This is a genomic window from Paracidovorax oryzae ATCC 19882 (assembly GCF_000687165.1).
GTDB lineage: Bacteria > Pseudomonadota > Gammaproteobacteria > Burkholderiales > Burkholderiaceae_C > Paracidovorax > Paracidovorax oryzae.
In genome coordinates this window covers 25,463-38,019 of record NZ_JMKU01000019.1, presented here as the reverse complement: position 1 = coordinate 38,019, position 12,557 = coordinate 25,463, and the positions used below count along the sequence as shown (strand labels likewise).

The following is a 12,557-nucleotide window of genomic DNA, read 5'->3' as shown; positions in this document are numbered from 1 at the left end:
TATCGCCCAGTGCGCGTGCGCTGACCAGGGGATGCGTTCCGTTCGGTGGAACAGCCGGGCCCGACGCGCCGGCGTACTGGCTGCCGTCCGCTGTCTCAGCAGTGGCCCCGTATCATCGTGCGATGCCCACCGCCGCCCAGATCCTCGCCTTCCTGCTCGCCGCCGTCCTCATCACCGCCACGCCGGGGCCGGACAACCTCATGGTGCTGGGCATGGGCATGTCCCGGGGCCGGGCGCAGGGCGTGGCCTTCGGCCTCGGTTGCGCCGCGGGCTGCCTGAGCCACACGCTGCTCGCCGTGCTCGGCGTGAGCGCGATGATCGCGGCGTCCCCCGCCGCATTCACCGTGCTCAAGTGGGTGGGCGGTGCCTACCTCGTCTGGCTCGGCGTGCAGGCCCTGCGGCATGCCGGCAGCGGCGGCAGCCTGCGCACCGACGTGGCCGCTCAGGCCGCCCAGCCGCTGCGCACCCTGTTCGCCAGGGGCATGCTGGCGAACGCGGTCAATCCGAAGGTCGTGCTGTTCTTCCTCTCGTTCCTGCCGCAGTTCGTGGTGCCGTCGCAGGGGGCGGTGGGGCTGCAGCTGGGCGTGCTGGGCCTCGTGTTCACGCTGCAGGCGGCGGTGCTCTTCGGCCTGCTGGGCTGCTTCGCCGGCACGATCGGCGGCTGGCTGCAGCGCCGGCCGCGCGCCGGCCTGTGGCTGGACCGCATCGCAGGCACCGTCTTCATCGCGCTGGGCCTGCGCATGGTGGCCTCGCGCTGAGCGCGGGCACGCCGCTCAGGCGCGCGGCAGCGTGATGGTGACGGAGGTGCCCTGGCCGGGGCGGCTTTCCATGCGCACCTGCCCGCGATTGGATTCCACCAGCGATTTCACGATGCCCAGGCCCAGGCCGACCCCGTCCTTGCGGGCGCGGGCCGTCTCGCCCTGCCAGCCCGGCTCGAACGCGTGGGCGACTTCTTCCGGGGCCATGCCCATGCCGTTGTCCGCCACCGTGAGTTCGACCGATCGCGCGGCGTGCGGCGAACTGCAGGTGCCGGACAGGCGTACCGTGCTGCCCTCGGGCGAATATTTCAGCGAATTGCCGATCAGGTTGCCCAGCACCCGCACCATCTGGCCGTAATCCACGCGCACCAGCGTGTCGGGCACGGGCCCCAGCAGGAGCGCGATGCCGCATTTCTCGGCGATGGGCGCCATCATCTCGACCGCGTCATTGGCCAGCGTCGCCAGCGGCAGGGCCTGCACGGTCGATACCGAATCGGACGGCCGGAGCAGGCCTTCCACCAGCGAGGCCATCATGCCCACGGCCGACAGCATGCGCTGCACCACCTCGTCCGGCGGCGCCTCCGCGCTGCGCTGGATGCGCGTGGCGCTGAGCTGCAGCACCTGCAGCGGCGTGCGCAGGTCGTGCGCGACCACCGCCAGCACCCGTTCGCGCGCCAGCGCCTGGGCGCGCGCCGTGGCGGCGGCCTCCTGCGCGGCAGCCAGGGCGGTGCGCAGGTCCAGCTCGCGCGCCGCGGAAACGGCCAACTGGCGGATGGTTTCCAGTTCGTCGTCCGTCCAGGCGCGCGGGTGTATGTCGATCACGCAGAAGCTGCCGATGTTCTGCCCGTGCGCCTTCAGGGGCACGCCCACGTAGGCGCGCACGCCCAGGCTTTCCACCGTGGGCACGGTGCGCCATTGCGGCTCGGCGTGCGTGTCGCGGATGACCAGCGCGTCGTCCCGGTCCAGCGTGAAGTGGCAGAACGTCAGGCCCTCCATTTCGCGGGCACGGGCCAGCGCCTCGGGAAAGCCGGACTGGCTCTTGTAGAAATCGCGCCGCCCATCGACGACGGAAATGAAGCACGCCGCGGCGCCCACCAGGCGGGCCGCGGTCGCCGTCAGGCTGTCGAAGCCCGGTTCCGCGGGGGAGTCGAGCAGGCCCGTGGCCACCACGGCCTCCAGTCGCTGCGGCGCGTGGCGGGCCGCCAGGGCAGGGGCAGCGGAATGCACACCCTCCAGGGAAGCGTCGGCCGGCTCGGGGGGAGAGGTCGCAATGGCGTGCATGGGCCGAGAATAACTCGGCAGCAATACCGTAGGGCGCCCGGGGCCGCGAAATAACTGTCGCGCCGGCTGCTGGCGCGGGCTTTCAGTCAGCGGGAGTCAAGGCCTGCCTGCCGGAGGGAGCGTCAGCGCCGCCTGCGCGTCTTCGCACCACCAGTGCGCGGCGGCAAAGAAGCCTTCCCAGACGCAGCCGTTGCAGCCGCGGCCGCAGCAGGTGGTGGGCGGCTCGGGCGGTGGCCGCAGCGCCACGCCGCGGGCCAGCGCCAGCGCCTGCAGTCCGGCGAAGGCCCGTGCCGCGTCGTCTGCGGTGCGCAGGGGCGCGAGGCCTGCCGGAAGCGCCTGCGGGCCGTGCGGCGTGGTCACCGGGAGGCGCCGCGCCAGCGCTGCCAGCCCCAGCGCCCCATGAAGGCCAGCCCGAGCACGAGTGCGAACCAGCCGACCACGTGGATCTGCCCCATGAGATCGCGCACGCTCAGCGAACGCGCGTAATAGGGCGCCAGCAGGATCACGATGCCGATGAGCGCGCAGGTCACACCCTTGAACAGCATTTCGGACGCCTGCCGCCGGGTGGTCTCGGAAGCAGGCGGCGGCGTGGGAGAGGCGCGGGTCATGGGCGGGTCTGGGACAATCGGTGGAACAACGGGTGGCGGGGCAGTGCGCCGCATGCGCGATTATCGGTGCGGCTGCGCCGGCGCCCCGTCCATCCCCCTTCTTCCAACGCACCACCTGAGTCCCTCCCATGGCCATCCAATGGTTTCCCGGCCACATGCATTCCACGCGCAAGGCGATCGGCGAGCGCATCAAGGACATCGACGTCGTCATCGAACTGCTGGACGCGCGCCTGCCCGGCTCCAGCGCCAACCCGCTGCTGGCCGAACTCACGGGCCACCGGCCCACGCTCAAGGTGCTGAACAAGCAGGACGTGGCCGATGCCGCCCGCACGCCGGCCTGGCTCGACTGGTACAACGCCCGCCCCGACACCCGCGCCATCGGGCTGGATGCCTCCGACACCGCACCGGCCCGCCGCCTGATCGACGCCTGCCGGCAGCTCGCCCCTCAGCGCGGCGGCATGGCCAAGCCCATGCGCGTGCTGATCTGCGGCATTCCCAACGTGGGCAAGTCCACCCTGATCAACACGCTCACCGGCAAGACCCAGGCCAAGACCGGCGACGAGGCCGGCATCACCAAGCTCGAGCAGCGCATCGTGCTGGACGATGATTTCTACCTGTGGGACACCCCGGGCATGCTCTGGCCGCGCATCACCATTCCCGAGAGCGGCTACAAGCTCGCCGCGAGCGGCGCGGTGGGCCGCAATGCCTACGACGAGGAAGAGGTGGCGCTGGAACTGCTGGCCTACCTGCAGCGCCACTACGCGCCCCTGCTGGATGCGCGCTACCGCCTCGGGCTGGATGCGGCAGCGATCGCGGCGCTGCACGACGACGAACTGCTCACGCTGATCGCGCGCAAGCGTGGGGCGGTGATGTCGGGCGGGCGCGTGAACCTGCAGAAGGCGGCAGAACTGGTGATGACGGATTTCCGCAGTGCCATCCTCGGGCGCATCACGCTGGAGACACCGCCCGAATTCGAGGCCTGGAGCGCCGCGGCGCAGGTGCAGGAAGCCGCCCGGGCCGCCAAAAAGGCCGAGCGCGAATCGCGCCGCAAGGGAGGGCGGCCCGCCGGCGGAGCCGAACGCGGGGAAGACGCCTGACCCAAGGCGCAGGCGTGCGCCAACGAAAAAAGGGCTGCCATGTCCCGCATTGCAGCCCCAATGCCGGTGAACCGGCTCGCAATGAAAAAAACGGAAAAACCGGGATGCAGCCCTCCTCAGAACGAGTGGCCCATGCCGAAGTACATCGCGCGCTGCGATGCACCGGCGCCCGGGCCGTTGACGGTGACGTCGGCCGCGTAGTTGGCGGTGGAGCTGTTGTTCACGCCGCCCAGCGATGCGTACAGGAAGGTGCGCTTGGACAGGTAGTAGTCCGCGCCCACCATCAGCAGCGTGGCGTTGCCGTTGCCCCGGTTGGCGCTGACGCGGTAGCCCGCGCCGATCAGGGTCAGCGCAGGCGTCACGTCGTAGCGCACGCCCAGCCAGCCGTGCTTGAGCTTGCTGGGTGCGCCGGCCGCGGCGTCGGGGGCGGAGATGGCCTCGTAGGCGGCGAACAGCTTGGCCGCGCCGATGCGGTAGGTACCGCCCAGGATCGCGTCCTTGGAATAGGTGTAGGCATCGCTGTAGTTGCCGCTGGCATCGCGCCGGCTGTTGAGCATGGCGCGCACTTCGAGGTCGTTCGCGGCATAGGTCAGCGACAGGCCTTCGTTGCGCAATTGCTTGTTCGAGCCCGGCTGCTCGCCCATGCCCAACTGCACGTTGGCGGTGAAGCCGCCGAAGTTGGGGGTGGTGTATTCGATGACGTTGTTCACGCCCGGCCAGTTGCGGCCGCGCACCAGCGTCGCGCTGCTCATGAACTGCTGGCCCGTGGGATCGATGTTCCACACGTCGTTGCTGTTGAAGAGGTTCTTGCCGAACATCAGCGTACCCCAGCTGGCACTGCTCAGGCCCACCAGCGAGCGGCGGTTGAAGAACGCCGAGCCGGTCGTGCCCTTGGTGGCGCTGAAGCCGCCTTCCAGGTTGAAGACCGCGCTCAGTCCGCCGCCCAGGTCTTCCTTGCCGCGGAAGCCGATCATGCTCGTGCCCCACTGGTTGTCGGCAGCGCGCGTGAGCGAGTTCGTCTGGCCGGTGACGGGATCGGCGATCTTGTTGATGTATTCCACGCCCGCGACCACGCGGCCATAGAGCGTGACGTTGGACTGCGCGTGCGCCGCGCCGGGCAGCGTGCCGGCGGCGGCCAGCAGCGCGGCCGCGGCCGCCAGGGTTGTCTTGGAATGCGTATTCACAGCGTTTATCTCCGTTGTAGTAACTTTGCTGATCGAAAAAGAAACCGGGCTGCGCCCGGCAGTCACCCCACCCGTGGCGCGCATCCGCGCCGGCCGATCCGGGCGCGGGGCATCGCGCCGGAAGCCTTGGAGCCACCGCCCTCGCGGGCAGCACCTCGCGGCGCGGCCTTGTAAGCCCCGCCTTCAAGTTCATATATGAACTTTTTGTTCATTGAGGAACAATGTAAAAACTTGCAGCCTGCAGCGCCAATGAGGGGATACCCTGCTGCCGTGGCGACGGAGCCACGGCAAATTGCCGGCACGCCACCGTGCGATTGCCCGGAGAATCCGCACCAGCGCGCCGCCGGCCCCTTCCGGAGCAGGCCTTCCCATCCCATTTCCCGCCATGACAGAAGAAACCGATCGCTACCGTGCTCCCGCCCTGGACAAGGGGCTGGACATCCTCGAGCTGCTGGCCGGCCAGCCCCATGGACTCACCCGCGCCGAGATCGTCAAGGCCATGGGCCGCAGTCCGGGCGAGATCTACCGGATGCTCGAGAGGCTGGTCGCGCGCGACTACGTCACCCGCTCACCGCAGGGCGACCGCTATGCGCTGAGCCTCAAGCTCTTCGTGCTGGGGCACAGCCATCCGCCCATGGAGCGCATGGTGTCGCAGGCCCTGCCGGTGATGGAGGGCTTCGCCACGGCGGCGCAGCAGTCCTGCCACCTGGGCGTCTATAACCGGGGGGATATCACGGTGGTGGCCCAGGTCAACGGACCGGGCAACTGGGGCCTGTCGATCCGGCTGGGAGTGCGGGTGAGCCTGATCGACACGGGCTCGGGCCACGTGATGCTGGCCTTCCAGACCGAGCAGCGCCGCGCCGAGATGCTGGCCGAGCACCAGGCCACGCAGGGAGCGGGGGGTGAAGCGCCCATGCAGCCGGCGGAACTGCACACCATCCTGGAGCATGTGCGCACGCAGGGCTGGTGGCAGGGCGACAGCCAGCAGGCCTTCGGCGTGATCGATATCTCGATGCCCGTGCGCGGGCCGCAGGGCCAGGCGCTGGCGGTGCTGACCTGCCCCTTCATCCGCCGCCTGGACCGGCCGCTGGAAGCCGACCTGCAGGCCGCGCGCGAGCAATTGGCGCAGGCGGCGGAGTCCCTGTCGATCCGCTGAAGGCTCCGGCCCGCCGTAGCCTGTCCGGCGGCTTTCAGGGTGCACGAAAGTGGGGGGCGATCGTGTGGGGCGATCAGTCGCCGCCGCTGTCCCCCGTGCCGCGTTCGGTGACGATCCTGCCTTCCTTCACGTAGCGGTCGAACTCATGGCGGGGCAGGGCGGCGACGCCCGCCGCGTTTTCATCCTTTTCCTTCCAGCTCAGCGTGACACTGTCGTCCGCATGGGTGAGTTCCACCGGGCCTTCGGGAATGGCGATGGGCATGCCGTCGCCCTCCCGGTAGGTCACTTCGCCGTGGATGGTCGCGTGTTCTGCGTGCATGGGTCGGTCCTCCTCGCAATGCATGGGTGGGTGGGCCGGCCGCGCGGCGTGCGGGGCCTTCTGAAATGCCATTACACCGGTACGCCCGGGGGAGGCCGTGTCGGACCACGCCGCCAGTGCGCGCCCGCGCTCATCCGTGGCGGGCCGCCTGCCGGGCCAGCCGGGCGTCGTGCCACATCGCGGCGCAGTTCGCGCCCGCCACCGCCAGGCCGGCGGCGCAGGTGGCGCCCCAGCCGCCGTGCTGCCATGCCGCCGAACCCAGCGCGGAGCCCAGGGCGGCGCCGGCGAAGTAGGTCGTCATGTACACGGCGTTGAGCCGCGAGCGGGCCTGCGGCGCCAGGGCGTAGATCACGTTCTGGTTGCTGATGTGCACGCCCTGCAGCGCCAGGTCGATCGCCAGCACCCCCACCAGGAACCACGGCAGGCTGGCGCCGCCCAGCCACAGCGCCCCCCAGCTGGCCGCCAGCAGCAGCACGGAGGCCCGGGTGGTCCACTGCTCGCGGCCGCGGTCGGCCATGCGGCCCGCCCAGTTGGCCATGAGCGCGCCGGCCACGCCCGCCAGCCCCACCAAGCCGATCTGCGCGTCTCCCAGCCGGTGCGCCGGTCCGGCCAGCATCAGCGCCATCGTGGAAAACAGCACGCTCACCGATCCGAAGGACAGCCCGCCCAGCAGGGCCCGGCTGCGCAGCCGCGGGTGCTGGCGCGCCAGGGTGGCCAGCGAGCGCAGCACCTGCCCGTAGCTGGGCGGGTTCGGCGTGCGCAGTGCCGGCAGGGCGAACCACAGTGCCACGGCCACGGCCAGGATCGCGATCCCGCCCACGCGGTACACCAGGCTCCATCCGCCCACGCCCGACAGCAGCCCCGCCACGCTGCGTGCCGCCAGGATGCCCACCAGCAGGCCGCTCATCACCAGCCCCACCGCGCGGCCGCTGCGCCCCGGCGCGGCCAGCGCCGCGGCCATCGGCACCAGCACCTGCGCCGCCACCGAGAACAGCCCCGTCATCAGCGTGCCGGCGGCCAACGCGCCGAAACTGCCCGCGAAGCCGCTCAGGAACAGCCCGCAGGCGGCCAGCGCCATCAGCGCCACCACCAGGCGCCGCCTCTCCAGCTTGTCGCCCAGCGGCACCAGCAGCAGCAGGCCGGCCGCATACGACACCTGGGCGATCGTCACGGTGAACGCGGCACGGGATTCGCTCACGCCCAGCTGCACCGCGATCGAATGCAGCAGGGGCTGGTTGAAGTAGTTGGCGCCGGCGCAGAGGCCGCAGGCCGTGGCCATGAGCAGCAGTACCGGGGTGGACAGCCCTGCAGGGGCCTGGGCGTGCGGGGCGGTGCCCGCGTGGGTGGCTGGGGAACTGGATGGCATGGGACGTGAATCGGTCAGCAGGAAAAGGCGAAGGCATGGGGCACCGCGGCACCGTGGCCCGCGGGCATGGGGTGGATTCGCTTCACGCCGCCGGCAGCACTGCCGTGGCGTCGATTTCGAACAGCATGCCATCAAGCGCGAGGCGCGGCACGGGAATCAGCGTACACGCCGGCAGGGCGGCGCCGGCCCAGCGGGCGAGCAGGGCCGCGCCGAAGGAGCGCAGCCGTTCTTCGGAATGGTCCACCACCAGCACCGTGAGGCGGGCGACGTCGCGCGGCGCGGCGCCCGCCGCGGCCAGCGCGGTGCAGAGGTTGTCCAGTGCCTGGCGCACCTGGGCATCGAAACCCTCGGCCAGCCGGCCTTCCGCATCCTCACCGCCCTGGCCGGCGACGTGGATGGTGCGGGCCGGCCCCTGCACGATGGCCAGGTGGGAATAGCCGTTCGGCGCAGGATCGTAGAGCCCGGGCGGATTGGCGAAGGACAGCACGGGATGGGCAGCGGGGGAGGCATTCGGGGCGGGTGCGCAAGGAGTCATGGGAAAGCCTTGAGGTTCAGGAAAGGGCGCCTGCCGGTGAGGCCGGCGACCGCATACCCTGCAGTATCGAACCTCAACTAAACTTGAGGTCAACCGCTTTTTTCCACCCTGCCGATCGCTCGCTACCGCTTCATGCCGCACACCTCCCGCAGCACCCCTTCTTCCGCCCCTGCGGTCCTGGCCACGCCTCCGGCCGCCCCCCTCATCGACGACACCCCTCCCCGGCGGGCAGGCCGTGCCGACATGCCCGAACTCACCGTGGGCGAAGTCGCAGACCGCAGCGGGCTGGCCGTGTCGGCGCTGCATTTCTACGAATCCAAGGGCCTGATCGCCAGCGTCCGCAGTGCCGGCAACCAGCGCCGCTATCCACGCTCCGTGCTGCGGCGCGTCGCCGTCATCAAGATCGCGCAGCGCATGGGGCTGCCGCTGGCGACCATCGCGGACGCCCTGCAGGCCCTGCCCGAGGGCCGCACGCCCACCGTGGCCGACTGGCGCCGGCTGTCGGCGACCTGGCGTGCGGAACTGGACGAGCGCATCGCCACGCTCACGCGCCTGCGCGACCAGCTCGACGGCTGCATCGGCTGCGGGTGCCTGTCCCTGCGCGCCTGCCCGTTGCGCAATCCGGACGACACCCTGGGGGCTTCGGGCGCAGGGCCGCATTTTTCCCCTGATCCGGCCGCACGCCGGCGGGCGCGCTGAGGGCCAAGGGTCGCGGTGGCTCGAAGAGCCGGGCGTGCGGGAGGGGAGGGAAGGCGTCAGGACGCCGGGGGCGGCCCGCCGCCGGTGGAGCCTGTCTCGCTGCCGTGGTCCGGCGTCGACGTAGGGGATCGCGCGCCGGCCGCGGCGCGGCGTTCCCCGGCTGCCGCCGCATCGCTCTCCGCGGGGGCTCGGCGCCCGTGCAGCAGCCGCTGCGCCAGCGGCTCCGCAGCCAGCACCAGCAGCGCCATCAGCGTGCTCAGCAGCGCAGTGGCCTCGCGGCCCAGGCCCGCGGCCACGCCGATCGCCGCGGTGAGCCAGATGCCGGCGGCAGTGGTGAGCCCCCGGATCTGGTGCGCGCCGTCGCTCTTGAGGATGGTGCCCGCGCCCAGGAAGCCCACGCCCGCGATGATGCCCTGCAGCACGCGGCTGTTGTCCGCGGGCGCGATGCCTTCCTGCTCGGCCACCAGCACGAACAGCGCCGCGCCCATCGACACCAGCATGTGCGTGCGCACCCCGGCGGCCTTGCCGCGGTGCTCGCGCTCCCAGCCCAGCAGCCCGCCCAGCAGCCCGGCCATGCCCAGGCGCACCACGATGCGCGTGGCCTGCTCGAGGTCGGGCAGGTCGGAGAATTCGCCCGCCGTCGTGGCCAGGATCACTTCCCACCAATCCGTCATGCGGCGCCCCCGCACCGGCATGCGCCGGAAGGTGCCTGGAGTCTGCGGCCGTCCGGGCGGCGGGGTGCGGTGCTGTGCATGGCGGAAGTCAAGTCTTCGGAAGTGGCCCCGACTGTGCGCCGTGGGCAACCGGCATTCCGGCAGCACCCGTCGCGACAGAGGGTAGGACGGCACCTACCGGGCGCGGCAGGGCCTGCCTGCCAGGTCCTGCATGCGCGCTCCCAGATGGATTCCGGTGTCAGCCTTCCGGGGCCGCCGCGTCGCCGCAGCGGACCCAGTCGAGGCACAGCACGCGCGCCTGCCAGTCGTGCAGGTCGGGCGCCGCCGCCGGCACCTCCGCTGGGGCCGGCGCAGCCGGCGGGCCGGGCAGCGGCACGCCCTGCAGGCCGCTGTCCACGACCAGCATGTCGCCCGTTGCGGGATGCGGCAGTGCCAGCCGCCAGGCGTGCAGCCAGAGCCGCTGCAGGCCCAGCTGCTGCGCCCACCAGCGGTTCAGCGGGCCCTTGCCGTGGGTGGCGTCGCCCAGGATCGGGTGGGCGATGTGCTTGAGGTGCCGGCGGATCTGGTGGCGGCGGCCGGTTTCCGGCAGGGCTTCCACCAGCGAGGCCCGCGTGGTGGCGAAGCGCGCGTCGCTGGCCTCGGGCAGCTCCAGCCGCGCAAGGCAGCGCAGCGCCGTGCGGGCCGGCTGTACGGCGGCATCGGGCGGCGCATCGTCCGGGCGCAGGGCATGGTCCACCATCACCCGGTCCGGCGCATGGCCGCGCACCAGGGCCAGGTAGCGCTTGTCCACCCGGTGGTGCTCGAAGGCCTGCGACAGCGCGCGGGCCGCCTCCGCGTGCAGCCCCATCACCAGCACCCCGCAGGTGCCCTTGTCGAGCCGGTGTACCGGGTACACGCGGCGGCCCAGCTGGTCGCGCAGCGCCTGCATCACGAAGCGGGTCTCGCCCGCGTCCAGTCCCGTGCGGTGCACCAGCCAGCCGGCGGGCTTGTAGACGGCGACGAGGTCGTCGTCCAGGCGGAGGATGGACAGGGGCGGATGGCGGGGGGCAGTCTGAAGCGGCATCGGGCGCGCAGCATACCCCGGCGCGCGCACCGCGGCCCGGCCGTTCAGCGCAGCACGCGGCAGTTGCCGAACTCGCAGCGGATCGCGAGCGCATCGCCGCTGTCGCAGGCCACGGTATAGGTCTCGAAGCCCGGCCCCTTGGCGGCCAGCGCCGCGACGGGCTGGGCGCTGCAGGCCTGCGCGCGTGCCAGCTGCTGGGCGCTGAAGCTGTCCACCCCCAGCGCGATGGCGGGCAGCGCGGGCCCGGTCACCGTGCCGGGAGCGGGCTCGGCGGGCGGCAGGGGCAGTGGCGCAGCGGGATAGGGCCCGGCCGCATGGCCGTGCGCCTGCATGCAGCTGTCCACCGCGCGGCGCCGTCGCTCCAGCGGCTGCAGGCCCTGGGTGGCCCCGAGCGCGCCGCCCGCCACGGCCCAGTCGCGCACCGCATCGTGGCTGCCGCCCGCGGACCAGGCGAGCGACGCCAGCACCAGCGCGCCGGTCAGCATGCCATCCAGCGTCTCGATCACCACGCCGATCTGCTGCGCATAGCGCTGGCATTCGGCCAGGTCGGCCGCATGGCGCTGCACCTCGGCCGGATCCGTGCCGGACGGCGCGGGCACGGCGCTGGCGCATCCCGCGAGCGCCAGGGCGGCCGCCAGCAGGCCGGTGCAGGCCAGGCGTGCAGGGGCCTTGCGGCCGGGGCGGAAGGGGCGGGTTGCGGGCATGTGGGGCTCCTCGGGCGGAGTGGGGTGACGGGCAGCGGGGCGGTACCGGATGCATGGCCCGCCGACTGCACCATTGTTCCGCGCCGCGCGCGAGCGCGCCAGCCCCGATGTCGCGGACAATCGCGCCCCTATGACCACGACGACTTCTGCCCCCGCCGCCACGCGCACCCTGCTGCCCCAGACACTGCTCATGGCCCCGTCGCCCGGCGACCCATCCCCCCTGGTGCTCTACCACGGCCGCTGTGCCGACGGTTTCGGTGCCGCGCTGGCCGCCTGGCGCTATTACGGAGGCGAGGTCGAATGCGTGGGCCTGTCCCACGGCCAGGCGAAGTCGGTGGAGGACCTGCCGCCGCTGGAAGGCCGGTACGTGTACATCCTGGATTTCTCGTTCCCGCCCGAACTGCTGCGCGCCATCGACGAACGCGCCGCCCGCCTCGTGATGCTGGACCACCACAAGAGCGCCGCCGAACAGCTCACCGGCTTCGCCTGCCGCTGCGGCGTGGTGCACTTCGACATGGACAAGTCGGGCGCGCGCCTCGCCTGGGATTTCTTCCATGCGGAGGCGCCGCTGCCCGACCTGGTGCGCTACATCGAAGACCGCGACCTCTGGAACTGGAAGTACCCCGAGACGGCCGGCTACGTCGCCGCGCTGGACATGGAACCCTTCGACTTCGCGCGCTGGGACGCCATCGCCCACTTCACGCCGGAGCAGACGCAGGCCTTCGTCGCGCGCGGCGAGGCCATGGACGAGAAATTCCGCCACCTCGCCGCCGACGTGGCCGGTGGCGCGCAGCCGCTGGTGTTCGATGGGGAACAGGGCCTGATGGTCAATGCCCCGGGCGCATTCCACAGCCTGATCGGCGAGATGCTCTCCCAGCAGTCCGGCACCTTCGCGCTGATGTGGGTGGTGGGCAAGGACGGACAGGTCAAGGTCGGCCTGCGCTCGCAGCGCGGCTACGACTGCTCGGTGCTCGCCACCCGCATGGGCGGCGGCGGCCATGCGCAGGCCTGCGGATTCCGCATGGGGCGGGATCGGTTGCCGGAGTTGCTGACGGGCGTGTTCCAGTCCGGTGCGCCAGCACAGGGCTGAGACGCGGCACCGCCACGGCTGCG

At 71.7% G+C, this 12,557-nt stretch carries 15 protein-coding genes; 5 read left to right on the top strand and 10 right to left on the bottom strand.

Annotated elements, in window-relative coordinates; all coding sequences use genetic code 11:
- Positions 1 to 122 precede the first annotated feature (122 nt).
- Positions 123 to 758 (top strand): LysE family translocator, encoded by a 636-nt coding sequence (locus tag T336_RS0115475; RefSeq protein ID WP_026433237.1) that lies wholly within the window; start codon positions 123 to 125, stop codon positions 756 to 758.
- 15 nt (positions 759 to 773) lie between these two features.
- On the opposite strand, the gene T336_RS0115470 is transcribed toward T336_RS0115475, so the two are convergent.
- The 3 genes from T336_RS0115470 to T336_RS0115460 form a co-directional block, all read right to left on the bottom strand.
- Positions 774 to 2,039 (bottom strand): GAF domain-containing sensor histidine kinase, encoded by a 1,266-nt coding sequence (locus tag T336_RS0115470; RefSeq protein WP_026433236.1) that lies wholly within the window; start codon positions 2,037 to 2,039, stop codon positions 774 to 776.
- A gap of 96 nt (positions 2,040 to 2,135) precedes the next feature.
- Positions 2,136 to 2,399, bottom strand: coding sequence for an oxidoreductase-like domain-containing protein (locus T336_RS0115465; protein ID WP_375575520.1), 264 nt, complete (start codon positions 2,397 to 2,399; stop codon positions 2,136 to 2,138).
- Positions 2,396 to 2,647: a hypothetical protein gene (locus T336_RS0115460; RefSeq protein ID WP_026433234.1), complete on the bottom strand. Its 252-nt coding sequence runs from the start codon at positions 2,645 to 2,647 to the stop codon at positions 2,396 to 2,398. The genes T336_RS0115465 and T336_RS0115460 overlap by 4 nt, the downstream gene beginning before the upstream one ends.
- Before the next feature lie 128 nt (positions 2,648 to 2,775).
- On the opposite strand from T336_RS0115460, the gene ylqF reads away from it, so the two are divergent.
- Complete coding sequence (gene ylqF / locus T336_RS0115455; RefSeq protein ID WP_019700918.1) at positions 2,776 to 3,744, top strand: ribosome biogenesis GTPase YlqF; 969 nt, start codon at positions 2,776 to 2,778, stop codon at positions 3,742 to 3,744.
- Positions 3,745 to 3,860: 116 nt separating this feature from the next.
- Here ylqF and T336_RS0115450 read toward each other — a convergent pair whose 3' ends face one another.
- Positions 3,861 to 4,928, bottom strand: a complete 1,068-nt coding sequence (locus tag T336_RS0115450) for a porin (protein ID WP_026433233.1) — start codon at positions 4,926 to 4,928, stop codon at positions 3,861 to 3,863.
- Between the two features lie 385 nt (positions 4,929 to 5,313).
- Between T336_RS0115450 and T336_RS0115445 the strand changes: the two genes are divergently transcribed.
- Positions 5,314 to 6,084 carry an IclR family transcriptional regulator gene (locus T336_RS0115445; protein ID WP_026433232.1) on the top strand — a complete coding sequence of 257 codons (771 nt, stop codon included), beginning with the start codon at positions 5,314 to 5,316 and terminating at the stop codon, positions 6,082 to 6,084.
- A 73-nt stretch (positions 6,085 to 6,157) separates the two neighbouring features.
- Here T336_RS0115445 and T336_RS0115440 read toward each other — a convergent pair whose 3' ends face one another.
- The 3 genes from T336_RS0115440 to T336_RS0115430 all read right to left on the bottom strand — a co-directional run bounded on the left by T336_RS0115440 (position 6,158) and on the right by T336_RS0115430 (position 8,304).
- Complete coding sequence (locus tag T336_RS0115440) at positions 6,158 to 6,403, bottom strand: hypothetical protein (protein ID WP_026433231.1); 246 nt, start codon at positions 6,401 to 6,403, stop codon at positions 6,158 to 6,160.
- 130 nt (positions 6,404 to 6,533) lie between these two features.
- On the bottom strand, positions 6,534 to 7,769 hold the full coding sequence (locus T336_RS0115435; RefSeq protein ID WP_026433230.1) for an MFS transporter: 1,236 nt from the start codon (positions 7,767 to 7,769) through the stop codon (positions 6,534 to 6,536).
- 82 nt (positions 7,770 to 7,851) lie between these two features.
- Positions 7,852 to 8,304: a RidA family protein gene (locus T336_RS0115430; RefSeq protein ID WP_026433229.1), complete on the bottom strand. Its 453-nt coding sequence runs from the start codon at positions 8,302 to 8,304 to the stop codon at positions 7,852 to 7,854.
- Positions 8,305 to 8,547: 243 nt separating this feature from the next.
- On the opposite strand from T336_RS0115430, the gene soxR reads away from it, so the two are divergent.
- Positions 8,548 to 9,003: a redox-sensitive transcriptional activator SoxR gene (soxR, locus tag T336_RS0115425; RefSeq protein ID WP_026433228.1), complete on the top strand. Its 456-nt coding sequence runs from the start codon at positions 8,548 to 8,550 to the stop codon at positions 9,001 to 9,003.
- Between the two features lie 56 nt (positions 9,004 to 9,059).
- Here soxR and T336_RS0115420 read toward each other — a convergent pair whose 3' ends face one another.
- From T336_RS0115420 to T336_RS0115410, 3 genes are all read right to left on the bottom strand, one after another.
- A complete protein-coding gene (locus tag T336_RS0115420) occupies positions 9,060 to 9,677 on the bottom strand; it encodes an MgtC/SapB family protein (protein WP_026433227.1) in 618 nt (205 codons plus the stop codon).
- A gap of 238 nt (positions 9,678 to 9,915) precedes the next feature.
- Positions 9,916 to 10,740, bottom strand: coding sequence for a pseudouridine synthase (locus T336_RS0115415; protein ID WP_026433226.1), 825 nt, complete (start codon positions 10,738 to 10,740; stop codon positions 9,916 to 9,918).
- Positions 10,741 to 10,784: 44 nt separating this feature from the next.
- The gene (locus T336_RS0115410) at positions 10,785 to 11,444 is read right to left on the bottom strand and encodes a glycine zipper family protein (RefSeq protein ID WP_026433225.1); all 660 of its coding nucleotides are present in this window, start codon (positions 11,442 to 11,444) and stop codon (positions 10,785 to 10,787) included.
- 130 nt (positions 11,445 to 11,574) lie between these two features.
- Between T336_RS0115410 and T336_RS0115405 the strand changes: the two genes are divergently transcribed.
- The gene (locus T336_RS0115405; protein ID WP_051647241.1) at positions 11,575 to 12,534 is read left to right on the top strand and encodes a DHH family phosphoesterase; all 960 of its coding nucleotides are present in this window, start codon (positions 11,575 to 11,577) and stop codon (positions 12,532 to 12,534) included.
- The last annotated feature ends 23 nt before the right edge of the window (positions 12,535 to 12,557 follow it).